This is a genomic window from Mesorhizobium sp. L-8-3, from assembly GCF_016756615.1.
In the GTDB taxonomy this organism is placed as follows: domain Bacteria; phylum Pseudomonadota; class Alphaproteobacteria; order Rhizobiales; family Rhizobiaceae.
In genome coordinates this window covers 1,669,531-1,696,250 of record NZ_AP023262.1, presented here as the reverse complement: position 1 = coordinate 1,696,250, position 26,720 = coordinate 1,669,531, and the positions used below count along the sequence as shown (strand labels likewise).

The following is a 26,720-nucleotide window of genomic DNA, read 5'->3' as shown; positions in this document are numbered from 1 at the left end:
CCTTCCCGCCGACCAGCATCCGGAAAAGACCTCCATGACCACGATCGACCTCGGCAGCCATCCCCTGACGCTCTGGACCGGCCCGCTCGGCCTGCCTGATTTCTCCGCTGTTTCGGACGATGCCTTCGGCACGGTCTTCGACGCGGCACTTGTGGCACATCAGGCCGAAATCGACGCCATCGCCGCCAGCCCGCAGCCTGCGACCATCGACAACACGCTCGCCGCAATGGAACTTGCCGGCGAAGCGCTCGGCCATGTATCGGCGATCTTCTGGTGCCTCGCCGGCGCGCACACCAATGACACCATCCAGGCGCTGGAGCGTGAGGTCGCACCGAAGATGGCGCGGCATTATTCCGGCATCTCGATGAATGCGGCGCTGTTCGCGCGCATCGACGCGCTCTATCAGGCGCGCGCAACACTCGATCTCGATGCCGAGACGCTCCGGGTGCTCGAGCAGACCTGGAAAGGTTTCGTCCGCTCCGGCGCCCGGCTCGACGCCGCCGGCAAGGAGCGGCTGGCCGCGATCAACGAGGACCTCGCCGGTCTCGGCGCCCGTTTCGGCCAGAACGTGCTCGCCGACGAGAAGGACTGGGCGCTTTTCCTCGAAGAGGGCGACCTCGCGGGTCTGCCTGACTTCCTGAAGAGCGCGATGGCCGAGGCCGCCGAAACGCGCGGCCAGGCCGGCAAATACGCCGTCACCCTGTCGCGCTCGATCTATGAGCCCTTCACCACCTTCTCGGAACGGCGCGACCTGCGCGAGAAGGCGTTCAAGGCCTTCACCCGGCGCGGACAGAACGGCGGCGCCACCGACAATGGCGAAGTGGTGAAGCGGACGCTCGAGCTGCGCGCGGAAAAGGCACGGCTGCTGGGTTACGACAGCTTCGCCGCCCTGAAGCTCGATGACACCATGGCCAAGAAACCGGAGGCCGTGTTCGGCCTGCTCGATCCGGTATGGGACAAGGCACGCGCGAAGGCGGCAGCCGACCAGGCCGAACTGCGGCGCCTCGCCGCCGCGGCCGGCAGCAACGAGCCCTTCGCCGCCTGGGACTGGCGCTTCTACCAGGAGAGGCTGCGCGCCGAGAAATACGACTTCGACGAAGCCGAGCTGAAGCCCTATCTGCAGCTCGAACGTGTCATCGCCGCCTGCTTCGACGTCGCGACGCGGCTGTTCGGTATCAGCTTCGAGGAGAAGAAGGGGATCGCCGCCTGGCACCCTGACGTGCGTGTCTTCGAAGTGAAACACCCTGACGGTTCGACGCTCGGCACGTTCCTGGCCGACTACTTCGCCCGCCCCTCGAAGCGATCCGGCGCCTGGATGAGCGGACTGGAGTCCGGCTACCGGCTCGGCAAGGGGGCGAAGCCCGTCATCTACAACGTCATGAATTTCGCCAAGCCGCCGGCGGGCGCGGCAGCGCTGCTCTCCGTCGACGAGGCGAAGACGCTGTTCCACGAATTCGGCCATGCGCTCCACGGCATGCTGAGCGACGTGACCTGGCCATCGGTCTCGGGTACGTCCGTCAGCCGCGACTTCGTCGAACTGCCCTCACAGCTCTACGAGCACTGGCTGACCGTGCCTCAAGTGCTGGAGAAACACGCTCTCCACGAGAAGACCGGCCAACCGATGCCGAAGGTTCTCATCGACAAGATGCTGGCCGCCCGCAATTTCGACGCCGGCTTCGCCACCGTCGAATTCACCTCCTCGGCGCTGGTCGACATGGCCTATCATGCGAGATCCGACGCGCCGGCCGATCCGCTGGCCTTCGAGGCCGAGACGCTCGAAAAGCTCGGCATGCCCGACGCGATCGCCATGCGCCACCGCACGCCGCATTTCAGCCATGTGTTCTCGGGCGACGGCTATTCGGCCGGCTACTATTCCTACATGTGGTCGGAAGTGCTCGACGCCGACGCCTTCGCCGCCTTCGAGGAAACGGGCGATCCGTTCAACCCGGATATGGCAGCCAAGCTCAAGCAGCATATCTACGCCGCGGGCGGGTCGAAGGACCCGGAAGAGCTCTATCTGGCCTTCCGCGGCAAGATGCCCTCGCCCGAAGCGATGATGGTGAAGCGCGGCCTGGCGTAACGGCGCATCGACCCGCCGCGCCGACGACCTGCTCTGCGCGGCTCGTGGCCCCGGTCAGTTCTTGGTTGCCGTGATTATGAGCGCCGGCATGTCGAAGGCAACATCGCCATTCGCAGAAACGAAGCCTTGGAGCGCTTCCTCGGCCTCGTCGACCAGCTGCTCGAACTGGGCCTGGTCGAGCAATCCGCCGAGCGTCCACACACATGCTCTTTCGGTGGAGATGAGCGACTCGATCGAGGCAAAGCGGACCATTCCATGGTGTCGCTTCACGCTGGCATTCGCCACGCCCGCTTTCGCGCAGATCGTGTAGAGCAGTTCGGGGTCGCCAAGCACGAACGGGGCACGGAAAGCATTCGCGACCCCATCTCCGAACAGCCGTTCCAGCAGCGCCGCCACTGCGGCGTAGCCCGGCGAGCGCTCGAGCGCATCGCAAACCGCGACAGCGAGCCGGCCGCCCGGCTTCAGCACGCGCATCATTTCGCGCAGGCCGGCGACGCGGTCGTCGAAGAACATCAGGCCGAACTGACTGACGACTGCATCGAAGCGCGCATCGGGAAATGGAAGCGCCTCGGCTCGCGCGTCGCGCCAGTCGATGCGGTCGCTCTTGCGGCGTGCGACGCTGAGCATATCAGGGTTTGCGTCGATCCCGAGAACCTTGCCCTGCGGCCCGACGCAGTCGAGTGCTGCGAGTGCCAGTACCCCCGTTCCGCAGGCGACATCGAGTACCTGCTGGCCTCCAGCGATCTGCGCCGCGTCGGCAACGACAGGTCCCCATCGCCGGAACAGCGCCGGAACGAACAGCGCGTCATAGATCTCGGCCGGTGACTTCGATTCCCTTCGTTCGATCGTCGCGGCGTCCGCCCTGGGGATCACCCCTTCGAGGAAAACGGCGTTGGATCGGGTTCCGGCCAGGCGAAGCGCCTTCAAAGGCTCGTATTCGCGCGACCAATACCAACGTTGCGCCTGTTCTCTGTCGGAAAACTCCACGATGACCGGATAGACCGGCTGCCAGTCTCCTTCGACGAGATTAGATTTGCCGCCCAGCACCAGATAGCGTCCCCCATATTGTTCAACCGTAGCGAAGACTCCCGTAAGATATTGATCGACCTTGGCCTGGTCGGTGATCTCACGCACATCGAAGAAACAATAGGCGGCCATGACGGTCATCCTTCATCCGTTCGGAGCTGCTCGGTGGATATGCTGTTCCGCACGTTGTAGACTTGGTCATGGGTACGTTCCATGACCCTGCGTCTCGATCGCTTGACCCCGCGTCCTTTCATGCCGGGCCGCCCGAACCCATAGCTGGTTCGTCGTCCGTCGAACCGGGCAAGGATGTGCTCTCGGACGTGCTGCGCGCGATAAAGCTCACCGGCGCACTGTTTTTTCGGGTCGATGCTTCTTCTCCCTGGAGCGTGGAAGTTCCGGAGGCTGGCCTGTTCGCCCACACCATCCTGCCACGGTCCCGGCATGTCGTTTCCTACCACATCATCACCAGGGGATCGGGCTGGATCAGCGTCGGCGGTGGTTCGCCGACGGAATTCGCCGAAGGCGACATATTGGTGATTCCACAGGGAGACCGCTACGCAATGCGCGGAACGCGAAACGAAAGATCGGGCCTGACGTCGGAGGACTCGCTCGATTTCTTTCGCGCGATGGCGGCAGGCCGGCTGCCGTTCGTGGTCTCCGAGGGCGGCGGCGGCGCGACGCTCACGAAATATGTATGCGGCTTTCTCGGTTGCGACGCGGGACCATTCAATCCCCTTCTGGGCGCCCTGCCCAGGCTGATGCGTATCGCGCGCGTGACCCATCCGGCGGACGACCTCCTGGATCGGCTGATCGACATGACGCTGGCCGAGCCGCCCCATCCGCGGGCGGGGGCAGAGTGCATCCGCCTTCGCCTCAGCGAACTCATGTTTGTCGAGGTCATCAGACGCTATCTCGAGACGTTGCCGCCGGACCAGAGCGGCTGGCTTGCCGCATTGCGCGACCCCGCGGTCGGCCGGGCTATCGCGATGCTTCACGACGATCCGGCGCGCGACTGGAGCCTGGAAGAACTGGCGCGGGAGGCCGGGGTATCGCGCTCCGTCCTTGCGGCCCGCTTCGCCAGCCTGGTCGGCTGGGCGCCGATGCGGTATCTTGTCCGCTGGCGCATGCAGCTCGCAGCCCGGCTGCTTGCCGACGGGAACGCCAAGGTTTCGGCAGTAGGGCGCGATATCGGGTACGAATCCGAAGCCGTCTTCAGCCGAAGCTTCAAGAGGATCGCGGGTGTCTCGCCGAGAGAATGGCGTGACGCCTGTCGAAACTGACCCGCAGGACGCGAAGAGGCAGGACGCGAAGAGAAAGTGCGCCCGCGGAAGCCTCGCCAGCGGCCTGTCCTGTCGAACGATCAGACCCTGACGCGCCCGATCTCAGCCCGCTTTGGACAGGGCTGCAGCCCCTGAACCAAGCAAGGCGGTCGACGCCAGGTCTTTGACCAGCGCCTCCCTTTCGGCCTCGCTCAACGCAGTGAGCGGCGGCATCATGCGACGCCAGTTCGCATTGCCCGAGATCAACGCCAGGGTTTCCTTGACTGCCGCCACCAGCGGGAACTTCGCGATCTCGGCGCGGATGCGCACCGCCTCGGCGAGGCCCGCTTCCCGCTCCGCCTGCGTCTTCCCGGTGAAGGCGGCCTGGGCGAACGGTCCCGTGACATTGGCGGTTGCCGAGATGCAGCCGGCGAGGCCGAGTTCGGCCGCCCGGCCGATCGCGGCTTCCGCGCTCGGGAAGACGTCGAAGCCGGTCAGCGCCCTGGCGAGCCCGCCCGAATAATCGAGATCGCCGGTGCTGTCTTTCAGGCCCTTGAGCGCATCGGGGAAGCGGTCGCGCAGCCTGATGACGGCATCGGGCGTATAGGGGACGCCGGAATTGCCGGGGAAATGGTAGAGATAGAGCGGCAGGCCGTCACGCCCGACGCGATCGACGACGGCGGTCACGTAGTCCACGAGGGCATCGGCGCCGATACCCTTGTAATAGAAGGGCGGCAGGAGCAAAGCGCCGGCGAAGCCGAGCACCTTTGCCTCAGCCGTCAGGCGGCAGGCGTCCTCGAAGGCCGCAGCCCCCGTACCGACCATGAAGCGCGAAAGCGGCAGGCCCGACGAGGCGACGGCGCGCATCGCGGCGACGCGCTGCTCCACGGAAAAGGACGTCGCCTCGCCCGTCGTTCCCAGGAGGTTGATGCCGTCGCAGCCACCCGCCTCCAGGAGATGGGCGCAGTGACTGACAAGGCCGTCGAGATCGATCGACAGATTGTCGGTCAACGGCGTCGCCGCTGCGGCGATGACGCCCTTCAGCATGGTCATGTCAGGCTCCGATTTGGCATCGGCCCGAAAATCGGGATCGAATTTCGGAAGGCACGATGCGAAGGCTCAAAATCCCGGTTTCAGGTCGTCGCCGTCTCGCGGCGCGGGGCGGCGGCAACTTCGGCGTGGTCGAGTTCGGTCCGGTAGGTCGCCGTCGCTCCGCCCGGCTCGCCCCAGCCGGTGACGCCGGGCCCGAAGAACTCTTCGTTGATCCTCTGGAAGCGCTGCTCGTGGGGCGGCAGCTCGTCCTCGGACCAGATCGCATCGACGGGGCAGATGGAGAGGCACAACCCGCAGCTTATGCATTCCACGGGATGGATGTACATCATCCGGCCGCCTTCATAGATGCATTCGACCGGACAGACGTCCTGGCAGGCGCCGTCCTTCACGTCGATGCAGGTCGATGCGATCACATAAACCATCGGTTCAGCGCCCTTGCCAATTGGGCGGGCGCTTCTCCCGGAAGGCCGCCACGCCCTCGTCCTGGTCCTGCGACTGCAGCGCCTCGACGAGCTGCGGCAGCCGCAGCATCTGCGCCTGTGCCGCGCTCATGCCTTCGCCGGCCCGCACCATCGCCTTGATCGCCCGCACCGACAGCGGCGCGCAGGCCAGGATGTCGGCGACCCAGCGGTCGACGGCCTCGTCGAGCGCCTCATGCCCGACGACCTCGTTCACCAGGCCGAGCGCATGGGCCTCGCCCGCCGGGATGCGCCTGCCGGAAAGCAGCAGCCCCATGGCGTGAACATGCGGGATGCGCCGGGTGAGCAGCGCGATGCCGCCGTCGAGCGCCAGCCGTCCCACCCGCGGCTCCGGCAGGCCGAAGCTCGCTTTGTCAGACGCCACCACGATGTCGCAGCCCAGCACCATCTCCATGCCACCGCCGAGCGCGTGGCCATTGACGCGGGCAATCACCGGCACGTCCAGCGTGTCGCGGAGCGCGATGCCGCCGAAGCCGCCGGGGCGTGGTGCCGCCCAGTATTCGAGGCCGGAGAGACCGCCGCCGCCCTTCATGTCGGCGCCGGTGCAGAAGGCACGGTCGCCCGCGCCGGTGAGTACGACCACCCTGACGTCGCGATCCTTCTCGATCGCCTCCCAGATGCGCACGAGCTCGGCCTCGGTGGCGAGATCGACGGCATTCATCCGGTCCGGGCGGTCGATCGTGACCCGCGCCACATGGTCCTTGACGATGAAGGAGACGTTCATGCCGCCTCGCTTCGGCGTTCGCCGGAAAGCACGCCCGAGGCGATCAGCGCGTCGATCTCGCCGGGCGCGTAACCCGCCTCCTCCAGCACGGCGCGCCCATCGGCGCCGAGTGCCGGCGGCGCGTGACGGACCTCGAAGGCACCCTCTCCCATGGTGAGCGGCGAGCCCAGAAGCAGGGCCTTGCCGTCGCCGGCCGGGTCGATCACCGATCCGTTCGCTTCGGTCTGGCCGTGTTCCAGCGCCTGGGCAAGCGTCAGCACGGGCGCGCAGAGCAGGTCCTGTTCTTCCAGCCGGGCGAGCCAATGCTCTGTCGTGTCGGAGGCGAAGCGCTCGCGGAACATCGCCTGCAGCTCGGCCTTGCTCTCCATCTGCCGCGCGAAGCTGGAGAAACGCTCCTCGAGCGAAAGGTCGGGCAGGCCGAGCGCGGCCGAAATGTCGCGCAGCGGATTGGTCTTGAAGGCGCCGACCAGAACCACCGCACCGTCCGTCGTCTCGAAGACGCCGGTGAGCGGGAAGGAGGCCCAGTTGAGGTCCTTGCGGCGCTGCAGCCACATGGCCGCTTCCTGCATCTGCATGGCCAGCATGGATTCGAACAGCGAGACCGACACTGGCTGGCCGCGGCCGGTCTTTTCGCGCTGCAGCAGCGCGAGCAGGATCGCCTGGACCAGATGCATGCCTGCCGAATAGTCGGCAAGCGCCGTCGGATAGATGCTCATCGGCACCGAGGGGTCGGCGCGCCGCGCCATCACGCCCGACAGGGCCTGGGCCAGGATGTCCTGCCCGCCCTTGTGCGACAGCGGCCCCGACGGGCCGAAGCCCGAACCGAAGGCCGAGATGATGCGCGGGTTGATCTCGCTGAGCCGGTCGTGGCCGAAGCCCATGCGTTCCATCACGCCGGCGCGGAAATTGTTGACCACGACATCGGCCGAGCGCACCAGATTGTAGATGACCTCCTTCGCCCCTTCCTTGCGCAGGTCGAGCGCGATCGACCGCTTGTTGCGGTTGAGGCTGCGGAACACCGGATTGTTGTGTCCGTCGGGATCGTCGGCGATCGAGGTGCGGGAGAGGTCCCCCGCCCCCGGCCGCTCGATCTTGATGACGTCGGCGCCATAGTCGGCCAGCACCTGGGTGCAGCAGGGGCCGAGCATGACCTGCGTGAAGTCGATGACCTTGACCCCTGAAAGCGGCTGGGTTGCGGCTGAAGGCATGATGGCTGCTCCTGTCATTCTGCGGCGATCGAGAAGGATGCGTTGGACGCCGGTCGGTCGCCGGGATCGGCGCCCTGCTCGCGCAGCAGGTGCTGTACCTTCGCTATGTCGACCTTGTCGACCGTCACCCCCTGGGAGAGGGAGACCGCCGCGGCGACGCCGACCGCCTCGCCCATCGCCATGCAGGGCGGAATCTCGCGCGAGATGCGCTGCGCGGCGGCGGTCGAGGAATAGTGCCGGCCGGCGACCAAGAGCTGCCCGACATTCCTGGGCAGCAGCGAGCGATAGGGATAATAATAGTCCCGGCCGCGCGCCACGCTGTCGGCGAAATGACGGCGCGACGCGACGTCCTCCTTGCTCATGACATGGACGCCTTCGAGCAGGCGAGAGGTGCGGATGCCGAGTTGCGGCGCGACGTCGATGACGAAAGCGTTGGCGAAACCGGGCACTCTGGCGCGCGCATAGTCGACCAGTGCGGCGATCCGTTCGCGCCCGTGGGCATCCGCGCGTGTCAGGTCCTCGACCGAGGTGCCGTCGAACCCGGCCATATGAGGGCAGTTGCACCACACCACGCCGGGAAGCGGCGTCTTCAGCCACCAACGCTCCCACGATCCGCCCATGATGCGCTTGGCTTCGCGGTCGACAGCGGCGAAGGCCTCCGGCTCCTCATATTCGAAGCGCTCGGCCTCTTCCGTGTCTATGCCGCCCAGGCGGAACACGGTGGTGACGATGAAGGACCCCTTGCTGTAGGGCGCGCCGGCCGAGGCCGCAACATCGAGGTCCCCCGTCGCATCAACCACGACCTTGCCGAGCACGGCCTGGCGGCCGGCCTTCGTCTCGCAGACCACGCCCTTGACGACGCCGTCCTCGACGATCGCCCGCGAGAACCAGCTGTGCAGGCGCAGATTGACGCCGGCCTCGGCGACCATGTCGTTGGAGGCCCGCTTGAAGCCGTCGGGGTCGAAGGCCGATGCGTAGCAGATCGGCTGCGGCTTCTGATGCGAATGGAAGTTGTAGACGCCCCAGCGCGCCCATTGCCGGAACTTCGCCTCGTCGGCGATCCAGTCGGCCTCCGGCGGCGTCACGCACAGGCCCATCGTCGTCATGCGATCGATCAGCTCCGAGCAGAGGCCCCGCACGGAAACCTCGTTGCCGTTGCACATATCGTCGAGCACCAGCACCATGCCGCCCGAGGCCAGCCCGCCGAGATAGGCGTAGCGCTCGAGCAGCGTCACGGAAAGGCCGTTGCGGGCGCCGGCCACGGCGGCGGCGATGCCGGCCGGCCCGCCGCCGACCACGACGAGGTCGGATTCGGCCACCACCGGCACCTTGCCGCCGGCTTCGTCGATCGTTTGAACGGACATGTGGGGTCTCCCTGAAATCTGATTTGGCGGTGTGGGGCTGCGCTCAGCGCGTGCCGACGTTCCATTTGAGGAAATGACGCTCGGCCCAGGAGATGACGGCGAAGAAGCTCGCCGAGAAGACGGAGCCGACGACGATGGTGGCGTAGAGCAGAGGCGAGTCGAAATTGTAGGTCGCCTGGATGATCAGCGCGCCGATGCCCACCGTCGAGCCGATCCACTCGCCGACGATGGCGCCGATCACGGCCGTCGAGGCGGCGATCTTCAGCGCAGAGAACAGGTAGGGCAACGCATTCTTCATCCGCACCTTGAGGAACACTTCGCGCGGCGACGCGGACAGGACATGCATCAGTTCGAGCTGCTGCTTGTTCACGTCGCGCAAGCCTCGGGTCATGTTGACCAGAGTGGGGAAGAAGCAGATGAGCGCCGCGATCGCGATCTTCGGCTCCATGCCGTTGCCGAGCAGCAGCACCAGGATCGGCGCCTTCGCGACGACGGGGATGGTGTTGATCATCACCGCGATCGGGAAGAAGGCTTCCTCCAGCGTTTCCTTGTAGGCGAAGGCGGTGGCGATCGAGATGGCCGCGAGATTGCCGATCACGAAACCGGCGACCGCCTCGATGGCGGTCGGCATGAGATTGGACAGCAGCATCGGGAACTTGCTCACCAGCACGGCGAAGATGGCGCTGGGCGCAGGCGCGATGAAGGGTTTTATGTCGAAGATCAGGACCGCGATCTCCCACAAGACCACGAGGGACAGGAAGGCGGCGACGGGAAGCAGCCTGCGGCGCCACAGGAGGCGGCGTTTCGCTGCGAGGTAGATCGCTTGGGCGTGGCCGTCCTCGGTGAAGGCGCCGTTCGAGCTTTCGGCGGTGGAAACGGACATGTCAGCAGGTCTCCAGGACGCGTCTCAGATGTGAGACGAGGGCGACGAATTCGGGGGTTTCGCGCATGGCGATCTTGCGCGGCATCGGCAGGTCGACGGGCACGCGTTCGCGCATCCGTCCGGGCCGCGCCGCAAGCAGCAGCACCTCCTGGCCGAGGAAGGCGGCCTCGTAAATCGAATGGGTGACGAACAGGATGGTGGTGCCGGTGCGTTCCCACACTGCCAGCAGCTCCTCGTTCAGCCGGTCGCGGGTGATCTCGTCGAGCGCGCCGAAAGGCTCGTCCATGAACAGGAGCCGCGGGCCGGACACCAGCGCCCTGGCGATCGACACGCGCTGGCGCATGCCGCCCGACAGCTCGTGCGGGAAGGCGTTCTCCCACCCGGCGAGGCCGACGAGATCGAGCAGCTCATGCGGATCGCGACCGCGTCCGGCCGGGGCTCCCCCGCCCACTTCGAGCGGCAGGGTGACGTTGTCGATGACGGTCCGCCAGGGCAGCAGCGCGGCATCCTGGAAGACGAAGCCGATGTCGCGCCGGGAGCGCGCCTCGGCCGGGCGGCCGCCGAACACCCGGGCGCTGCCGCTGGTCGGCTGGATGATGTCGGCCACGACCCGCAGCAAGGTGGACTTGCCGCAGCCCGACGGTCCGAGCAGCGTCAGGAAGCCGCCCTTGGGCACGGTCAGGTCGATGCCTTCCAGCGCGGTGATCGTGCCGCGGTCGGTGGTGAAGCGGACCGAGACCCGCTCCAGCTCCACTGCGAGTTCCTCCGGCTCGGGCAGGCGCTCGACACGCCTTTGATGGTCGATTGCGGCAACAGCCATGTCGAAAGTTCTCCCATTGGACGTCACGGCCCGCCACGGACGGGTCCGGCGGGGCGCAGCCTATCGTGACGGAACGGCTCCGGCTTGCGTTTCGGCGGCCTCCGACGGCCGCCGTCGCAGGACGGCCGATGTCGCTCAGCCGATCTTCGGGCGGGCGTCGGCGGTGGCGTCGAGGATAGACGTCGTGATCACGTCGTCCAGCTTCGGCGCCCCGGCGGAGAATTGCTTCAGCTCGTCGTAGAGGCTGATCTGCGCTTCCCAGACCGCGGGATCGAAGGTGCCCCAGCCATTCTTCGCGGTGGCCGCGGTGAACATATGGGCAAGCAGCACATCCACCGCCTTGACCTCGTCGGCCTTGACGAGATTCGGGTAGTCCTTGAGCAGGAGGTCGACCGCCGCCTCGCGGTTGTCATGGGCATATTGCCAGCCCTTGGCCGCTGCGCGCAGGAAGCCCGCCAGCATCTCCGGCTCTTCCTCGATCATGGCCGTGGTCGCATAATAGGGGTTGGCGTAGAGCTGCACGCCGTTGTCCCAGAGCTTCATGACCACCTTGTCGTCGCCGAGCGCGGCGAGCGCCGTCGTGTTGGTGAGCCAGCCGGTGACCGCGTCGACCTGGCCCGAGACCAGCGGCGTCATGTCGGCGCCGATGACGACCACCTCGACGTCGCCCTCGGGAATGTCGTGCTTCTTCAAAAGCGCCGACAGCAGCACCTTGCCCGTCGCCTGGATGCCGATCTTCTTGCCGATCATGTCTTTCGGCGCGCTGATCGGCTTCGATGCCAGCGAGAAGAATGCGTAAGGGTGCTCCTGCACGCTGACGGCGAAGGATTTCACCGGAATGCCCTGGGAGGCGGCGAGCATCAGCGACGGGCTCGACGACACCTGGCCGATCTCGTAGCGGCCCGAAGCGACGATGGCGACGCCGTCGATATTCGGTCCGCCGGGCTGGATGGCGAAATCGATCTTCTCTTCCTCGAAATAGCCCAGATGCCTGGCGACGACCTCGCCGAGCTGATTGCCGCCGGCAAGCCAGCCAAGCTGCATGTTGACGGCGCGCGTGCCCGATGCGGCGAGCCCCCGGCTCGACACGATCGCCGGCAGCGCCAAGGCACTCGCCGCGGCTGCGCCGCTCCTGAGCAGGCTGCGCCGTGTCATGATGAAATTGGTCATGTCCCTGTTCCCCTGTTCGAGTGTGAGACCGTTCCTGGAATCCCATCGGTCTCGCGGGCGTCTTCGGCCAATCTTTCGAAACCGGAGGCGAGTTTACGTTTGCTTGGGTGCTGTCGAGAAGCATAGAGTTTCGACATAGCCGATGCCAAATCGGCATCACCCGAGCAGGCTTCGGAAAACTGTCCCACGGTTTTCCGACAAGAGCCTGCGACAGAAAAAAGCCAACAGGTGAAGCGTGGCCGTGGCCACGCTTCACCTGGTTGGAGAACAGGGGGATGACATGCACGCCGCGGTGCTGCGCTACATCGATCAGGTCGCCAGGCTCGGCTCGATCCGGCGCGCCGCGAGCGTGCTCAATGTTGCTTCATCGGCCGTGAACCGGCAGATCCTGAAGCTGGAGGCCGAACTGGGGACGCCGCTCTTCGAGCGCGTCGGCAACGGCGTTCGTCCGACGGCAGCGGGCGACTATCTCATCCGCCACGCCCGCGAGACGCTGGCCGGCTGGCAGAATGTCTGCGGAGAGATCGCGACCCTGTCAGGAAACGTCCATGGCGAGGTGCGGATCGTATCCATTCCGGCGCCGATCGTGCGCATCCTGCCGAACGCCATCGTCGCGACGTCGCAGCGGCATCCGAACATCACCTACCGCATCATCGACGCCACGCCGCAGGAACATGCCGAGGAGATGCGGGCACGCCGCCCCGACATCGCGATCCTGTTCATCGACCGCCGCTATCGCGGCTACAATGTCGTCGCGCGCATCAAGATGCGGCTCGGCGCCATCATGCGCCCCGATCATCCCTTGGCGAGCCGGAAGGAACTCAGCCTGACGGAATGCGCCGCCCATCCGGTCATCATGCTCAGCGACCCCTGGATCCTGAACGCGGCCGCCGAGGCCGAGTTCACCCACAGCGGCGCTCAGTTCAAGGCGACCGCGCTGACCAACTCCCTGCCGATGACGAAGGAGATGATGCGCGCCGGCCTCGGCATCGGCTTCTTCACGCCGGCCGGCTTCATCAACGAGCTGAAGGCGGGCGAACTCGTCCATGTGCCGCTCACCGAGCCCGATCTCTCGCTGAGCGAGATCGGCGTGCTCATCCATCGCGACCGCCAGTCCGCCCCGCCGGTGCGGGCGCTGAGCGCGAGCCTGATCCAGGAATTCGCAAGTCTTGAGGAGGACATCAAGGCCTGGACGGCTTCGCGTTAGAGCATATCCGGATCAGCAAGCGGTTCGAGGAGTCGCTTCATCCGGACAAGACCTTCGACTTGTGACGGAAATGCCCGGCCGCCAGCAAGCGTGATGCTCACTCGGCGGCCAGCGCCAGCGGCGCTCGTTCCGCCTCGATCGGCTCCACCGGCTCATTCGCGGGCACCTGCTCCTCGGCCTTGATGCGGCCCCGGAACCACAAGGCGTAAAGCGCCGGCAGGGACAGGAGCGTCAGGAAGGTCGCGACGAACAATCCGCCCATGATGGTGTAGGCCATCGGCCCCCAGAAGGCACTTCGGGTCAACGGGATCATGGCCAGTATCGCGGCGAGCGCGGTCAGGATGACGGGCCGCGCCCTCCGGACGGTCGCCTCGACGATGGCGTCGCGCAGCCTGTGGCCCCCGTCGCGCACATCCGCCTCGATCTGATCGACCAGGATCACCGCGTTGCGCATGATCATTCCGGCCAGCGCGATCAGGCCGAGAAGGGCGACGAAGCCGAACGGCATGCCTGACATGTTCAAGGCGAGCGAGGCGCCGATCAGTCCCAGCGGAGCGGTGAGCAGCACCAGGACCAGCCGCGAGAAGCTCTGAAGCTGGATCATCAGGATCGTCAGCATCGCGACCAGCATCAGCGGGAAGACGGCGAAAATGGAGCTGTTGCCCTTCTCCGACTCCTCGATCGCGCCGCCGACCTCGAGGCGATATCCCGGCTCGAGCCCGTCGCGCAGTTCCTCCAGCCGTGGCCAGATCTGGTTGGTGACATCGGGCGGCTGCACCCCGTCGACGACGTCGGCGCGCACAGTGATCGACATGTCGCGGTTGCGCCTCCACAGGATCGATTCCTCGGCATCCGGCACGATGCGCGCAACCTGGGACAAGGGCACCGCGTTGCCGTTCGGCGACAGGATGGTGAGGTCGCCGATCTGGCCGAGTTCGAGGCGTTCGCCGGGAACGGCGCGCGCCACGACTTCGACCTTCTCGGTTCCGTCGCGGACATTGGTGACGCCGTAGCCCGAGATCAGGGTCTGCAGCGTCTGGGCGACGTCCTGCGGCGTTAGGCCGAGCGCGCGGGCGCGGTCCTGGTCGATATCGAGACGGATCGACGCCATGCGCTCGTTCCAGTCGAGATGCGGGTCGATGGCGTTCTTGTTGGCGCGCATGATCTCGCGCACGTCATAGGCGATGCGGCGGACCTCCATCGCGTCCGGTCCGACCACGCGGAACTGGACGGGGAAACCGACCGGCGGTCCGAAATTGAAGCGGTCGACACGCACGCGTGCTTCCGGCAGGGCGCCTTCAGCCAGTTCCTTCTCCAGCCGTGCCTTGATGCGCTCGCGTGCCTCCACATCCTGCGAGACGATAACGATTTCGGCGAAGGCCTCGTTCGGCAGTTGCGGGTTGAGGCCGAGCCAGAAGCGCGGCGAACCCTGGCCGATATAGGTGGTGTAGGTGGTCACGTCCTTGTCGCCATCGACCATCGCCTCCGCCTTGCGCGCGGTCTCGGTGGTCGCACCGATCGAAGTCCCTTCGGGCAGGCGCATCTGGAAGAACAATTCGGGCCGTTCGGAAAGCGGAAAGAACTGCTGCGGCACCCGGCCGAAGCCGACCACGGCGCTGACGAAGACGGCGACCGTGGCCAGGACCACGATGACGCGATGGCGAACGCACCAGTCGATCAGCCGGCGCAAGGCATTGTAGGACCGCGTCTCGTAGATCTCGTGCGGATCGTGATGCGCCGCGGCGGTCCTGGCGAAATCAGGCAGAAGCTTCACGCCGAGATAGGGCGTGAACACCACCGCCACGAACCAGCTGGCGATCAACGCGATCCCGACGACCCAGAAGATGCCGCCGGCATATTCGCCGACGGCGGAATTGGCGAAGCCGACCGGCAGGAAGCCGGCCGCCGTCACCAGCGTGCCGGTCAGCATCGGGAAGGCGGTCGAGGTCCAGGCGAAGGAGGCGGCCCGCATGCGGTCCCAGCCCTGCTCCATTTTCACGACCATCATCTCCACCGCGATGATGGCGTCGTCGACGAGCAGGCCGAGCGCGATGATGAGCGCACCGAGCGAGATCCGGTGCAGGTCGAGATCGATGATGCTCATCACGATGAAGGTAATTGCGAGCACCAGCGGGACCGACAGCGCCACGACGATGCCGGTGCGCCAGCCGAGCGAGATGAAACTCACCAGCAGCACGATGCCCAAAGCTTCGGCGAAGGACTTGGTGAATTCGTCGATGGCATGGTCGACGACATGCGGCTGGTCGGCGATCTGCTCGAGATCGATGCCCTGCGGCAGGGCCGCCTCGATCCGTTTCACCGCGGCTTCCACATCTTCGCCGAGTTTCAGGATATTGGCGCCGCCTGCCATGACGATGCCGATGCCCAGCGCCGGCTTGCCGCGTTGATGCACGAGGTAGGTCGGCGGGTCCTCGAAACCGCGCGTCACGGTGGCGATGTCGCCAAGGCGGAAGCTCGAGCCCCCCGATTCGACGGGCGTATCTGCCACCGCCTTGACGCTGTCGACGGCCCCGGTGACGCGCAGGGGCACACGCTGCGCGTTCGTCTCGACCGTGCCGGCCGGGGTCACGGAATTCTGCCTGGCAAGGGAATCGAAGATCGCCTGCGGCGAAATCCCGAGCGTCGCCAGCTTGGCGTGGCTGAATTCGACGAAGATCTTCTCGTCCTGCACGCCGTAGAGGTTGACCTTGGCGACATTGTCCACCTTGAGCAGCCGCTGCCGCATGGTCTCGGCCACGCGCTTCAGCTGCGCGAAGTCGGCGCCGTCGGCCGTCAGCATGTAGAGGATGGAATCGACGTCGCCATATTCGTCGTTGACATTGGGGCCTATCAGACCCTGAGGCAGGTCCGCACGGATGTCGTCCAGCTTCTTGCGCAGCTGGTAGAACAGTTCCGGCACCTCGCGGGGCGGCGTGGAATCCCTGAATTCGACCTGCATCGCCGTGAAGGACGGCTTCGAATAGGTCGTGACCTTGTTGAAATAAGGCAGTTCCTGCAGTTTCTTCTCGATCGGATCCGCGACCTGGTCCTGCATTTCCTGCGCGGTGGCGCCCGGCCAGATCGTCGTGACGACGGCGACCTTGATCGTGAAGTCCGGATCCTCGGCGCGGCCGAGCTTCAGATAGGCGAAGATGCCGGCGGCCGCCAGGATCAGGATCATGAACAGGACGAGCGGCGGGTGCCGGACGGCCCAGGCGGAGAGATTGAAACGGCTCATCGCGGGATCCTCACGATCTCGTACTTCCCGCGCCGCCTGTTCGCGGCGGCTCGGGAGTGTCGTATTGCGGTCGGTTTCGCCGGATCAGAATTGCAGGCTGTCGACAACCCGCACCTTCTGCGCGGTGTCGAGCTTCTGCGTGCCGAGGGCCACGACCCATTCGCCTTCGGCCACGCCGCCCTTCACCAGAACGTCGCGCGCCTCGTAGCCGGCCACCTCGACGGGCTTTTGCGCGAGCTCGCCGGTCTGCCTGTCGACGACGAACAGCGCCGGCCCCTTGCCTTCGTCGAGGACGGCCGAAAGCGGCACGCGTGCGACCTGACCGGCTGCCGGGTCGCTGAGGATGACGGTGGCGGTCATGCCGAAACGGACATCGTCCCCGGCGCGCAGGATAGTGAAGCGCGCCTGATAGGTACGCGTGGCAGGATCGGCTCCCGGCGAAAGTTCACGCAGCCGCGCGGCGTAGAAACGGTCCGGCTGCGACCACAGGCTTACCTTCACTTCGCCCTTGGGGAGCCGGCCGACGAGCGCCTCGGGAACGGCGACGACGGCTTCCTTCTCCTCCAGCCGCGCCACGCGGACCGCCGTTTGGCCGGCGGCGACCACCTGGCCCGGCTCCACGGCCGTTGCGGTCACGACACCGTCGGCGTCGGCGCGCAGGCTGGCATAGGCGAGTGCATTGCCGGCCAGCGACACGGCGCGTTCGGCCCGCAGGACCCGCGCATCGGCCTCGTCGGCCGCCGCGCGCTGCTTTTCGAGATTGGCATCGGTGGACCAGCCGTCCTTTCGCAACACCTCGCCGCGCCTGAGATCGGCCCGGGCCTGCGCCTGGCTGCCTCTTGCGGCCCGCAGCTCGGCTTCGGCCTGATCGAGCTGGAGTTGAAGATCGCTCTCGTCGAGCATGGCGAGCACCTGATCGGCTTTCACCGTTTCGCCGACCTCGACCAGTCGGCGGGCCACCTTCCCGGTGACCCGGAAGGCAAGATCGCTCTCGATGCGCGGACGCACGGTGGCAACGAAGCTGCGCTCACGCACAGCGGTCTCGTAGTGGATCTGCCGCGCCAGGACCGGCCGCGTCGGCGGCTCGTCCTTGACCTCGGACTTGCCCTCGGTGCAGGCGGCCAGCGCCAGGGCCATCATCGGCAGGAGAGCGGGTGCGAAACGCATGACCATATCCTCGAAGCGGGATCAGGGACGCAGGGAACGAAGGATGAGCGAGACCGTGCGACGGGCCTCGTTCTCGGCGTTCTCGTGGTTGTTCTGGGCCACGAGCGTCGGATGGCAAAGGCTCGCGCAGAGCATGAAGACGGACTCGGCGGTCGTGACCGGATCGAGCGCGGCAAACTCACCGCTGGCGATACCCTCGGCGATCACCGCAGCGTAGTAGCCTTTGATCTTGTCGCAATGGGCCTGGATGGCTTCCCAGTTCTCTGCCATTGCGACTTCGACCATGTCGTGCAGACGCTTCTCGCGCACGAACTGCGCCCTGTTGTAGCGGTTGATGCCGAGAATGATCCGCTCGAGCCGGATTGCCGCCGGCTCCGGCGAGGCGATGATCTCCTCGATCATCGCATGCTCCTGCCCGAGGAGCTTGTGGCAGATCGCGTCCCTGATCGCGCTTTTCGATGGAAAGAACCGGTAGACATTGGCCGGCGACATGGCGAGCGCGGCCGCGATGTCCGCCACCGCCGTCTTGGCATAGCCGACGCGGCGGAAATGCTCTTCGGCGGTCTCCATGATGCGAAGACGGGTTTCCTCCGGAGAGACTCGTGCCCTGATGTTCATGCGAACGACCGCGCGCTCTGACGATTGACGATTTTCGTTTTTTATCACTCATCAGCATCGCAGCGCAACATCCCCTCGATCACGTCACCGTGTTCGTTCCGGCATCCAGGATCATGCAGGTCTCGCTGCCATGGGCGATCAGGCGTCCCCTGGAATCGACGAGCCGGCCCTCGCTGCTCGCCATCCTCGATCCCGAATGGACCGCCACGGCCTCGCAGCGCACCTCGCCGGCATCGGCCGCGAGCGCCCGCACATAGTTGATGGTCATTGACGTCGTCGTATAGAGCTGGCCCGGTCTCAGCGTCGAATGGACCGCGCAGCCCATGGCGCTGTCCAGGATCGTGGCAATCCAGCCGCCATGCACCGTGCCCATCGGGTTGAGGAAGGCGAAGTCCGGCCGGCCGGTGAAGACCACGCGCCCTTCGTCCACCTCGGCGAGATCGATCAGCGTGGTCGGCGCGAAGGGCGGAGCCGGCAATTCGCCCCGCATCACCCTGGCGAGGGTCTCCTTTCCCGTAAGGCCCGCTATGCCTTCGCGCGGCAGCGGTCGAGCGACGAGTTTGCGTTCGGCGAGGGTCATGACGAGAGCTCCGGAGGGTTGCGACGGGTGACGCCGGCCGCGCGACCAGCGTTGTATATACACATAAATAAACGGAGCGGAGCCTTGGCTTGGTTGCGCATGGCTGTTCAGGAGGCTGGCGCCAGGACGCCCCGCGCGGCGCGGCGCAGCAGTTTGAAATCCTCGCGGATATCGTCGTCCTTGTCGGCGGGCAGTCGCGCCAGGAGATCGTTCTGCGCGTCGCGCCACAAGGGCAGCGCCGCCGCCACCATGTCCAGGCCCTTGTCCGTCAGCCGATGCGTAACGCGCCGGCCGTCGCCTTTTTCGGCGGCGACGAGGTCGGCGGCGACAAGCCTGTCGAGATTGCGCGCCAGCGTCGAGCGTTCGACGCCCACCATCTCGGCCAGTTCCGAAGCCGACTTCGCCTTGGCGAGCGCGATGGTGCACAGGATGGTGAACTGCGTGACCTCGATGCCGAGCGACGCCAGATGCTGGTTGTACGCGCGCGTCACCAGATTGGCCGTCCGGCGCGCCGCACGCCCGAGGCAGGCCGCCCCGATCAGCGTCAGTTCATGTAGCGGTGTGCCGTCCATGACTGTGTATGTACAACAAAACGCTTCGCCTGACAAGCTGATGATGTCACTCACTTGCAACCTGAGCAGATTCGGCAAAAGTGTTCCGCGGTTTTGCGGCGAGAACCTGCGGCAAAAGAAGAATCCAAGCAGGCGATTCGTTGGCTTGCCAACGAAATTCTGCTTGGGAGAATGCCCGCCGCCGGGTCCCGGCGGCGGGCAGCCGCTCACATCGTGGCCAGCCTGCGCAGGGCCGAGACATCGCCCGGATTGACGAGATCCTTGGCTACCCAGCCGGAGAGGTCGTATTCTGCCATGCAGCGCCGCGCCATGTCCTGGAGCATTTCCAGTTCGCCCGTCGCCTGCGCGGCCAGCAGCGTCTCGATGCGCAGGTTGTCCTGATTGCCGGCATAATTGCGCTCGTAGAGTTCGTGGCGCGCGCCGAATTCCGAGCCGATGGCGTCCCACAGAAGCTTCAGCAGCTTAACCCGATCGATTGCCGCATAGCCATTGGAGCCGCGCACGAAGCGGTCGAGATAGGGGCGGATCGCCGGGCTTTCGAAATCCGCCACCGAGGATGGCAGGTAGATGAGACCGGAAGCGACGTTCTGCTCGATCAGTTCCTTGATCTTCGGATAGGCAAGCGGCGCGAGTACCCGATAGGCGAGGCCGTAGTTCATGTTGGGCAAATTGTAGCCATCCGTGCCCTGCCAGGGGATCGGCGACTTGACCATGGCGTCGGCAAGGCCGTGGAAGGTATTGCGCCATGCCAGCGCTTCGCCCACTGCCGCCTGCACGCCGCGGAATGTGGAGGAGCCGGTCGCTTCGACGGCCATCGAGAACAGGCCGGCGATGAAGTCGAGCTTCACCGCGAAACGCGATACGCCATGCAGCGTGAAGCGCGGCACGAAACCGGAAGCCGGGAAGAAGGCGTTCACCTTTTCCGTGTCGCCGTAGATGAAAATGTTCTCCCACGGAACCAGCACCTTGTCGAAGACAAGGATGGAATCGTTCTCGTCGAGCCGGCTCGACAGCGGATAGTCGAACGGGCTGCCCATTACCGCGGCCTGCGCCTCATAGGACTGGCGGGCGATGAGCTTCACGCCCTCGGCATCCATCGGGACGGTGAAGATCAAGGCGAACTTCTTGTCCTTGATTGGAATGCCGTAGTGGGCGATGAAATTGTAGTGGGTCAGCGCCGAGCCGGTGGCGACGACCTTGGCGCCCGACACGACCACGCCCGCGTCCGTCTCGCGCTCGACATGCATGTAGACATCCGCGACCTCCTCGATCGGGCGGTCGCGGTCGATCGGCGGGTTGACGATGGCATGGTTCCAGTAGTCGAGCCGCTCCTGGGTGCGGTTGTACCAGTTGCGGGCGTTCTGGGCATACTCGCCATAAAAGGCGGAATTGGCGCCCAGCGTGCCGAGAAAGCTCGCCTTGTAGTCCGGCGAGCGGCCCATCCACCCGAAGGCGGGCTGCTGCAGATCCATGATCGCCTGCTTCGCCTTTACGAGATCGTCTGAACTGCGCGAGCCGAGGAAGAACGGATGCGTCACCTTGCCCGATCCGTTGTCGCAGGGCACGCCGATTTCGGCCGCGTTGTCATGGAAGCGGTCGTACCAGCGCGCCACCATTCGCGCCGAATTGCGGAACGCGGGATGGGTGGTCACGTCCTTGACGCGCTCGCCATAGATGTAGATCTCGCGGCCGTCGCGGATGCTTTCGAGGAACTCGTTGCCCGCATAGGCGTCGATGGTGGGGGCGGCTGTAGGGTTGATCTGGTCCAAGGTGTCCTCCCGTGCTGGATCGGCAGGAACTGTCCCATCATCTTGTCCTTCCGATAAGGTATCGTGCCTTACCTGCGCGGGCATTGCCGCGTGCCGCTTCCTTCGCCAGCTTGAGCGTATTCGGCGACCATACGCCGGCGTCGGGAAGGAGGAGTCCGGATGCGAACACCGCCATCGCTCAACGCACGAAGGCGCGCTGCGGGCGCCTGCATCGCCATCGGCGCTTTCGATGGTGTCCATCTCGGCCATCAGGCAGTGATCGGCGCCATGTTGCGCCGGGCGCACTCGCAGGACATGGCGGCTCTCGTCCAGACCTTCGACCCCTTGCCCAAGGTGGCGTTCGGGCGCGGACGGCCGATCTGCACGCTTGCGGAGAGGGTATCGCGTCTCTATGCGCTCGGTGTCGACCGGGTGCATGTGGCCAGCTTCACCCCCGACTATGCGGCCCGCCCGGCCGAAGCCTTCCTCGACGACCTGGCCGAACTCGATGTTCAAGAGGTCCATGTCGGCGAGGATTTCCGCTTCGGGCGCGGACGCAGCGGCGATCTGGCGCTGCTTGCCGCGCATTTCCGGGTAATCATCGCCGACGGCGTGACCTGCCCTGAAGGCGAGCGCATATCCTCCACCCGCATACGCGGCCTGCGTGCCAGCGGCCAGGTCGGTGCGGCGCGCGCCCTGCTCGGCCTTTTGCCCAGTGCCTTTGCCCTTGTGCAGGAAGCTGCCGTCCAACCCCTTTCTCCCCTCGACCTGGAGGTGTTGACGTGACCACGATGGCCTCCGTTCTCGACGCTCGCGAATTCCGGAACGCCTGCGGCGGTTTCAGCACCGGCGTCACCGTCATCTCCACGCGTTGCGGGCAAGGCGACCATGCCATGACAGCCAACGCCTTCATGTCGATCTCGCTCGACCCGCCGCTTATCGCCATCTCCATTGCCGGCACGGCCAGAATGCTCCCAAGATTGCGCGCCGCAGGCGCCTTCGCCGTCAGCGTCCTGCGCGAAGGGATGGAGGACATCGCCTGGCATTTTGCCGGCAGACCCCGCCTCGATGGGCCCGCGCCCTTTGCCGAACTCGCCGGCCTGCCGGTTATCGGCGATGCCGCCTCGATCTTCGTGGCCGACGTGCACAGCGAAGTGGCGGCCGGCGACCATGTCATCGTCATCGGCCATGTCCATTCCATGCGCCGCGACCCGCAGGCGCGGCCGCTCGTCTTTCATGGCGGGCGCTTCGCCAGCCTGCCGGAGGTGGCATGATCATGGAGAGGGTCCGATGAGCGCCGAAGACGGCGCGAACACGGCGCAGCCCTTCGATATCAGGCGGCTGCGCTATTTTCTCGCCGTTGCACGCGAGCTGCATTTCGGCCGCGCCGCCGACCGGCTGGGCCTCGCCCAGCCGCCGCTGTCGCGCATGATCGCGCAACTCGAACGCGACCTCGATGTGCAGCTTTTCGACCGCAGCCGCAGCCAGATCGCGCTCACGCAAGCCGGCGACCTTTTGAAGACGCGGGCGAGCTATATCGCCGAGCAGCTCGACCGCGCCGTTCGCGATGTGCGACTGATCGGCAAGGGTGGTTCCGGCGTGCTGCGCGTGTCCTTCGTCGGCTCGGCCACGCACGGCCCGTTCCCGACGCTCATCAAGCGCTTCCGCTCCGCCTATCCGGAAGTGGACCTCAGGCTCAGCGCCATGAACAACGCCGAGTCCCACGAGCAACTTATCACCCGCGCTATCGACGTGGCGCTGGTGCGGCCGAGCCTCGATGACGCCACCTTGCGCCAGCAGCTCTTCGTCGAGGAGCCGCTTGTTGCCGCGGTGCATGAAGGTGCGGCGAAGGAACTTGGCTGCTCCATCCGCCTCGCGGCGTTGAAGGATCGGCCTTTCGTGCTCTTTCCGCGCAAGCCGCGCCCTTGTTTCGCGGACATGGTGCTCAGCCTGTGCGCCGGAGCCGGCTTTCAGCCGCCGGAAATCGTGTGGGCGCCGGACTACCAGACCGCAATCAGCCTGGTGGCGGTGGGCGAAGGCATATCGATCGTACCGGCATGCTGCGAGGCCGCGCACCGACCAGGCGTCAGCTTCTGCCATCTGAGCGACGAACAGGCCCGCACCCGCCTGTCGATCTGCGCCCGCAGCGACAACCAGAGCCCGCAGGTTTTCAAGTTCCTTGATTTCGCCCGCTGCTTCGCGCGCAGCGTCGCCAACGGACAGGTGGCGGCATGATGCAGTGCGGTATCGCGCCAGACCTGCCGAGTATTGGACAATTGGCCGCTCCGCCTCAAAACTCCACCGGAGACTGCATCGAAGAAACGAGCGTGACGTGACCACCACCATCGACCAGATCGAAAGCATCATCATCGACGTGCCGACCGTGCGCGGCCACGTGCTGTCGATGACGACGATGATGACCCAGTCCGTTGTGCTGGTGCATGTCCGTTTCTCCGACGGATCGGAAAGCTGGGGCGAAGGCGCCTCCATCGGCGGCCTGTCCTACGGTCCCGAAAGTGTGGAGAGCATCAAGCTCGCCATCGACACCTATATCGCCCCGGTCCTGCTCGGAAAGGATGCCGACCGCATCTCCGCCGCATTCGGGCTGATGGCGCGGGCGGTCAAGGGCAACCATGCGGCCCGCGCGGCGGTGGAAACCGCTCTCTGGGACGGGCTCGCTCGCCGGCTCGGCGTTCCGGTCGCGCAACTCTTCGGAGGCCGCATCCACGACCGGCTGTCCGTGGCATGGACGCTCGCCTCCGGCAACAGCGAGACCGACATCGCCGAGGCCGAGCGTATGCTTTCCGAGCGCCGCCATCGCGATTTCAAGCTGAAGATCGGCAAGCGCAAGGTGAAGGACGACCTCGCCCATGTCGCGGCGATTGCCCGAGCGGTCGGCGACCGCGGCACGATCCGCGTCGACGTCAACCAGGCGTGGAGCCTGACCGAGGCCCGCTACGGGGTGAAGGGTTTGCAGGAGATCGGCTGCGTGCTGGTCGAGCAGCCGGTGCCGCGCGAACGCCTTGACGGTCTGCGCGCGCTCACCCACGGCTACGAGATCGCCATCATGGCCGACGAAGTGCTCCAGGGTCCCGCCGACGCCATGCGCGTAGCCGCTGAGCGTGCCGCCGACGTCTTCGCCGTCAAGGTCTGCCAGTCGGGCGGGCTGATGCCGGCCGCCGAGGTCATCGCCATCGCACGCGCCGCAGGCATCGGGCTCTATGGCGGCACCATGCTGGAAAGCGGGCTTGGAACGGCGGCTGCCGTTCAGCTTTTCGCCACGGTGCCGGAACTGGCCTGGGGGACGGAACTGTTCGGCCCCCTGCTGCTCACCGAGGAAATCCTCGCCGAACCTCTGTGCTATGGCGACTTTTCCGTTACCGTGCCCGACGGACCGGGCATCGGCACTGCTCCCGATCCCGACAAGATCAGGTTCTATCGCCGTGACCGCTCCAGCTCGCGGATGGCGGTCAGCACCGCCTGATCCCGAGCCGCCTCCTCAGACGACCTTGCGCGCCACTTTCTGCGCCAGCGTCACGAAATTGTGGACGTGGATGCCCTGCTCGTCGACGCGGTGATTGACGGAAATTCCGGTCCGCACGGTCAGCCCCGCGATCTCGTGATAGCGCACGCCGTTGCGCTGGGTAGTGCCCACCGAAGCGGGCACCAGCGCAACCCCTTCGCCCACCGACACCAGCGCGATGGCCGTCTGGAAATCCATGGTGAAGACCCGCCGTGCCGTGTCCGCGCCCACGCTCTCGCAGGCGGCAATGACGATATCGGCAAATGAAGGGCGCGGATATTCGGGATAGAGGATGTAGGCCGGCTGGCCGAGATCGGGCAGCGACACCGGTCCGGGCGTCGTGATCAACGCGTCCGGTGCTGCCAGCACGAGTGGCTCTTCCATAAGCTTACGGGTGACGATCTCGCTGTCGTTCAAGGCCGGCCGTGCAATGGCGATGTCGATGTCGCGCCGGACCAGCGAGCGCTGGAGCTGTGCATTGTTCATCGGCGCCAGCGACAGGTTCACCTCCGGGTATGAAGCCCGGAAGGACTTCAGGATGGTCGGCAGCATGCCGTAGGTGGCGGAGCCTACGAAACCGATGCGCAGCCGCCCCTCGGCCCCCTGCCCGATGCGCCGGATCTCCAGCCTGATGTCGTTCAGTTCCGCCACCAGGGCCGAGGCGCGCTCATAGAAGCGTTCGCCGGCCTGGGTGAGCGAAATGGCATTGCGGCCGCGATTGATGAGTTGGGCACCGAGATCACTCTCGATCTGCTGGATCTGGCGTGAAAGCGGCGGCTGCGCCATGCCGAGCCGCTCGGCGGCGCGGCCGAAATGCAGCTCCTCGGCAAGGGCGATGAAATATTCGATCTGCTTCAGGTTCATCGGCGTCCTCCCGGCTCCAAGCTGACGAAGGGCCACCCATATGGCAAGCGCCGCGCTCATGACAGGCAACGATCGGGTAAGGGGGCCTTGCGGCGTCGCCCCAGCCACACAGCGGCCCGGACGGCGGCCAGTCGCGGCTCTGCGCGCCGTGACTGGCGCACACGAAAAAGCCGCGCCCCGGAGGGCGCGGCATCATTGCTTGGGAGATGAAGTCTATTCGGCCGCGAGCATCTTCTCTTCCGCCTGCGGCTTCAGCGTGAAGTCGAAGCGGACGTGGAGATCGGTATCGTCGCCGGGCCGGCCGGGCTCGAACCTGGCGACAAGGCTGTTCTTCACCGCGAACACCGAGTCCTCGTCCAGCCACGGGCTGTCGGCGTCGAATATCTGGCTGACCAGTGTGCGGTATCCGTCCTTGGCGAGGATGAAGTGAAGGTGCCCCGGTCGGTTGGGATGGTGGCCCATGTAGCGGATCAGTTCGCCCGCCGTCTCGTTGTCCGGGATCGGATAGGGAACCGGCCGCACCGCGCCCAGCGCGAAATGGCCATCCTCGTCCGTCTCGAAGCGGCCACGCAGATTGTATTCGGGCTGGTCGGGATCGTGGTTCTCGTAAAGGCCGTTCGGCGCGTCCTCCCAGATGTCGAGCGTGACGCCGGCCAGCGGCTTGCCATCAGTGTCGCGCACATAGCCCTCGACCAGAACGCTTTCTTCGTCGTCGAAATGCTTTTGTACGGTCGACGCTCCCTTGGGCAGGACCGGCGGATTTTCGCGATAGAACGGCCCGAGCACGGTGGACTCGCTCTCACTGCCGTCGATCGGGTTGGAGAGCATGTCGACCAGCACCTCGACGCCGAGGATGTCACCCAGAAGGATGAACTCCTGCCGCTTGTCGTCGCAGACCTTGCCCGCACGGGCCAGGAAGTCGCAGGCCTGCAGGAACTCGTGGTGCTGCAGCTTCACATCACGGCAGAAGCCGTGCAGATGCCTGAGCAGAGATGCCATGATCTCGCGCTGGCGCGGCGAGATTTCGCCGTGCCGGCCCAGCGACCCGATCACGGCGTCGGTGACGTTTTCGATGGTTACGTTGCGCATGCCTTTCCTCCCGGGTATGCCATCGGGAGCTTTCCCTGCTCCCTGAAC

The 26,720-nt window shown here is 65.8% G+C and carries 24 protein-coding genes; 7 read left to right on the top strand and 17 right to left on the bottom strand.

Annotation, left to right across the window (positions count from 1 at the left end; all coding sequences use genetic code 11):
* Positions 1–34 precede the first annotated feature (34 nt).
* Positions 35–2,080 (top strand): M3 family metallopeptidase, encoded by a 2,046-nt coding sequence (locus JN302_RS07915; protein ID WP_202332515.1) that lies wholly within the window; start codon positions 35–37, stop codon positions 2,078–2,080.
* Positions 2,081–2,134: 54 nt separating this feature from the next.
* On the opposite strand, the gene JN302_RS07910 is transcribed toward JN302_RS07915, so the two are convergent.
* A complete protein-coding gene (locus tag JN302_RS07910; RefSeq protein WP_202332514.1) occupies positions 2,135–3,238 on the bottom strand; it encodes a class I SAM-dependent methyltransferase in 1,104 nt (367 codons plus the stop codon).
* Between the two features lie 176 nt (positions 3,239–3,414).
* Between JN302_RS07910 and JN302_RS07905 the strand changes: the two genes are divergently transcribed.
* Positions 3,415–4,386 (top strand): AraC family transcriptional regulator, encoded by a 972-nt coding sequence (locus JN302_RS07905; protein ID WP_274609279.1) that lies wholly within the window; start codon positions 3,415–3,417, stop codon positions 4,384–4,386.
* Positions 4,387–4,488: 102 nt separating this feature from the next.
* Here the strand turns inward: JN302_RS07905 and JN302_RS07900 are convergent, their stop codons facing one another.
* From JN302_RS07900 to JN302_RS07865, 8 genes are all read right to left on the bottom strand, one after another.
* Positions 4,489–5,418 carry a dihydrodipicolinate synthase family protein gene (locus tag JN302_RS07900; RefSeq protein WP_202332512.1) on the bottom strand — a complete coding sequence of 310 codons (930 nt, stop codon included), beginning with the start codon at positions 5,416–5,418 and terminating at the stop codon, positions 4,489–4,491.
* A gap of 80 nt (positions 5,419–5,498) precedes the next feature.
* Entirely contained in the window at positions 5,499–5,840 is a 342-nt protein-coding gene (gene fdxA, locus JN302_RS07895) for a ferredoxin (protein WP_202311041.1), read from the bottom strand.
* A 4-nt stretch (positions 5,841–5,844) separates the two neighbouring features.
* Entirely contained in the window at positions 5,845–6,621 is a 777-nt protein-coding gene (locus JN302_RS07890; RefSeq protein ID WP_202332511.1) for an enoyl-CoA hydratase-related protein, read from the bottom strand.
* A complete protein-coding gene (locus tag JN302_RS07885; RefSeq protein ID WP_202332510.1) occupies positions 6,618–7,829 on the bottom strand; it encodes a CaiB/BaiF CoA transferase family protein in 1,212 nt (403 codons plus the stop codon). Before JN302_RS07885 ends, JN302_RS07890 begins: the two co-directional genes overlap by 4 nt.
* Positions 7,830–7,843: 14 nt before the next feature.
* Positions 7,844–9,193 (bottom strand): FAD-dependent oxidoreductase, encoded by a 1,350-nt coding sequence (locus JN302_RS07880; protein ID WP_202311038.1) that lies wholly within the window; start codon positions 9,191–9,193, stop codon positions 7,844–7,846.
* Positions 9,194–9,236: 43 nt separating this feature from the next.
* Positions 9,237–10,076, bottom strand: coding sequence for an ABC transporter permease (locus JN302_RS07875; RefSeq protein ID WP_202332509.1), 840 nt, complete (start codon positions 10,074–10,076; stop codon positions 9,237–9,239).
* Between the two features lies 1 nt (position 10,077).
* Positions 10,078–10,896: an ABC transporter ATP-binding protein gene (locus JN302_RS07870; protein ID WP_202332508.1), complete on the bottom strand. Its 819-nt coding sequence runs from the start codon at positions 10,894–10,896 to the stop codon at positions 10,078–10,080.
* 135 nt (positions 10,897–11,031) lie between these two features.
* A complete protein-coding gene (locus tag JN302_RS07865; RefSeq protein WP_202332507.1) occupies positions 11,032–12,066 on the bottom strand; it encodes an ABC transporter substrate-binding protein in 1,035 nt (344 codons plus the stop codon).
* A 241-nt stretch (positions 12,067–12,307) separates the two neighbouring features.
* Between JN302_RS07865 and JN302_RS07860 the strand changes: the two genes are divergently transcribed.
* Positions 12,308–13,273, top strand: coding sequence for a LysR family transcriptional regulator (locus JN302_RS07860; protein ID WP_202311032.1), 966 nt, complete (start codon positions 12,308–12,310; stop codon positions 13,271–13,273).
* A gap of 97 nt (positions 13,274–13,370) precedes the next feature.
* On the opposite strand, the gene JN302_RS07855 is transcribed toward JN302_RS07860, so the two are convergent.
* From JN302_RS07855 to JN302_RS07830, 6 genes are all read right to left on the bottom strand, one after another.
* Positions 13,371–16,511: an efflux RND transporter permease subunit gene (locus JN302_RS07855; protein WP_202332506.1), complete on the bottom strand. Its 3,141-nt coding sequence runs from the start codon at positions 16,509–16,511 to the stop codon at positions 13,371–13,373.
* An 84-nt stretch (positions 16,512–16,595) separates the two neighbouring features.
* Positions 16,596–17,678, bottom strand: a complete 1,083-nt coding sequence (locus JN302_RS07850) for an efflux RND transporter periplasmic adaptor subunit (protein ID WP_244846247.1) — start codon at positions 17,676–17,678, stop codon at positions 16,596–16,598.
* Positions 17,679–17,699: 21 nt separating this feature from the next.
* Entirely contained in the window at positions 17,700–18,248 is a 549-nt protein-coding gene (locus tag JN302_RS07845; protein ID WP_202332504.1) for a TetR family transcriptional regulator, read from the bottom strand.
* A 127-nt stretch (positions 18,249–18,375) separates the two neighbouring features.
* Positions 18,376–18,876: a PaaI family thioesterase gene (locus JN302_RS07840; protein WP_202311028.1), complete on the bottom strand. Its 501-nt coding sequence runs from the start codon at positions 18,874–18,876 to the stop codon at positions 18,376–18,378.
* Between the two features lie 107 nt (positions 18,877–18,983).
* Positions 18,984–19,526 (bottom strand): MarR family winged helix-turn-helix transcriptional regulator, encoded by a 543-nt coding sequence (locus JN302_RS07835; RefSeq protein WP_202332503.1) that lies wholly within the window; start codon positions 19,524–19,526, stop codon positions 18,984–18,986.
* A gap of 128 nt (positions 19,527–19,654) precedes the next feature.
* Positions 19,655–21,217, bottom strand: a complete 1,563-nt coding sequence (locus tag JN302_RS07830) for a 4-hydroxyphenylacetate 3-hydroxylase N-terminal domain-containing protein (protein WP_202332502.1) — start codon at positions 21,215–21,217, stop codon at positions 19,655–19,657.
* A gap of 159 nt (positions 21,218–21,376) precedes the next feature.
* On the opposite strand from JN302_RS07830, the gene JN302_RS07825 reads away from it, so the two are divergent.
* From JN302_RS07825 to JN302_RS07810, 4 genes are all read left to right on the top strand, one after another.
* The gene (locus tag JN302_RS07825; RefSeq protein ID WP_202332501.1) at positions 21,377–21,982 is read left to right on the top strand and encodes an FAD synthetase family protein; all 606 of its coding nucleotides are present in this window, start codon (positions 21,377–21,379) and stop codon (positions 21,980–21,982) included.
* 5 nt (positions 21,983–21,987) lie between these two features.
* Positions 21,988–22,470 carry a flavin reductase family protein gene (locus JN302_RS07820; protein WP_244743484.1) on the top strand — a complete coding sequence of 161 codons (483 nt, stop codon included), beginning with the start codon at positions 21,988–21,990 and terminating at the stop codon, positions 22,468–22,470.
* A 16-nt stretch (positions 22,471–22,486) separates the two neighbouring features.
* Positions 22,487–23,431 carry a LysR family transcriptional regulator gene (locus tag JN302_RS07815; protein WP_202332500.1) on the top strand — a complete coding sequence of 315 codons (945 nt, stop codon included), beginning with the start codon at positions 22,487–22,489 and terminating at the stop codon, positions 23,429–23,431.
* A gap of 97 nt (positions 23,432–23,528) precedes the next feature.
* A complete protein-coding gene (locus tag JN302_RS07810) occupies positions 23,529–24,680 on the top strand; it encodes a muconate cycloisomerase family protein (protein WP_202311018.1) in 1,152 nt (383 codons plus the stop codon).
* Positions 24,681–24,695: 15 nt separating this feature from the next.
* On the opposite strand, the gene JN302_RS07805 is transcribed toward JN302_RS07810, so the two are convergent.
* Positions 24,696–25,583, bottom strand: coding sequence for a LysR family transcriptional regulator (locus tag JN302_RS07805; RefSeq protein WP_202311016.1), 888 nt, complete (start codon positions 25,581–25,583; stop codon positions 24,696–24,698).
* Positions 25,584–25,796: 213 nt separating this feature from the next.
* Positions 25,797–26,672 carry a dioxygenase family protein gene (locus JN302_RS07800; protein ID WP_202311014.1) on the bottom strand — a complete coding sequence of 292 codons (876 nt, stop codon included), beginning with the start codon at positions 26,670–26,672 and terminating at the stop codon, positions 25,797–25,799.
* Positions 26,673–26,720 lie beyond the last annotated feature (48 nt).

Bases quoted from the DNA above. Each gene is read 5' to 3' on its own strand.
- JN302_RS07915 (WP_202332515.1), top strand. From the start codon at position 35: ATGACCACGATCGACCTCGGCAGCCATCCCCTGACGCTCTGGACCGGC.
- JN302_RS07910 (WP_202332514.1), bottom strand. From the start codon at position 3,238: ATGGCCGCCTATTGTTTCTTCGATGTGCGTGAGATCACCGACCAGGCC.
- JN302_RS07900 (WP_202332512.1), bottom strand. From the start codon at position 5,418: ATGACCATGCTGAAGGGCGTCATCGCCGCAGCGGCGACGCCGTTGACC.
- fdxA (WP_202311041.1), bottom strand. From the start codon at position 5,840: ATGGTTTATGTGATCGCATCGACCTGCATCGACGTGAAGGACGGCGCC.
- JN302_RS07890 (WP_202332511.1), bottom strand. From the start codon at position 6,621: ATGAACGTCTCCTTCATCGTCAAGGACCATGTGGCGCGGGTCACGATC.
- JN302_RS07885 (WP_202332510.1), bottom strand. From the start codon at position 7,829: ATGCCTTCAGCCGCAACCCAGCCGCTTTCAGGGGTCAAGGTCATCGAC.
- JN302_RS07880 (WP_202311038.1), bottom strand. From the start codon at position 9,193: ATGTCCGTTCAAACGATCGACGAAGCCGGCGGCAAGGTGCCGGTGGTG.
- JN302_RS07875 (WP_202332509.1), bottom strand. From the start codon at position 10,076: ATGTCCGTTTCCACCGCCGAAAGCTCGAACGGCGCCTTCACCGAGGAC.
- JN302_RS07870 (WP_202332508.1), bottom strand. From the start codon at position 10,896: ATGGCTGTTGCCGCAATCGACCATCAAAGGCGTGTCGAGCGCCTGCCC.
- JN302_RS07865 (WP_202332507.1), bottom strand. From the start codon at position 12,066: ATGACCAATTTCATCATGACACGGCGCAGCCTGCTCAGGAGCGGCGCA.
- JN302_RS07855 (WP_202332506.1), bottom strand. From the start codon at position 16,511: ATGAGCCGTTTCAATCTCTCCGCCTGGGCCGTCCGGCACCCGCCGCTC.
- JN302_RS07850 (WP_244846247.1), bottom strand. From the start codon at position 17,678: ATGCGTTTCGCACCCGCTCTCCTGCCGATGATGGCCCTGGCGCTGGCC.
- JN302_RS07845 (WP_202332504.1), bottom strand. From the start codon at position 18,248: ATGGAGACCGCCGAAGAGCATTTCCGCCGCGTCGGCTATGCCAAGACG.
- JN302_RS07840 (WP_202311028.1), bottom strand. From the start codon at position 18,876: ATGACCCTCGCCGAACGCAAACTCGTCGCTCGACCGCTGCCGCGCGAA.
- JN302_RS07825 (WP_202332501.1), top strand. From the start codon at position 21,377: ATGCGAACACCGCCATCGCTCAACGCACGAAGGCGCGCTGCGGGCGCC.
- JN302_RS07820 (WP_244743484.1), top strand. From the start codon at position 21,988: ATGGCCTCCGTTCTCGACGCTCGCGAATTCCGGAACGCCTGCGGCGGT.
- JN302_RS07815 (WP_202332500.1), top strand. From the start codon at position 22,487: ATGAGCGCCGAAGACGGCGCGAACACGGCGCAGCCCTTCGATATCAGG.
- JN302_RS07805 (WP_202311016.1), bottom strand. From the start codon at position 25,583: ATGAACCTGAAGCAGATCGAATATTTCATCGCCCTTGCCGAGGAGCTG.
- JN302_RS07800 (WP_202311014.1), bottom strand. From the start codon at position 26,672: ATGCGCAACGTAACCATCGAAAACGTCACCGACGCCGTGATCGGGTCG.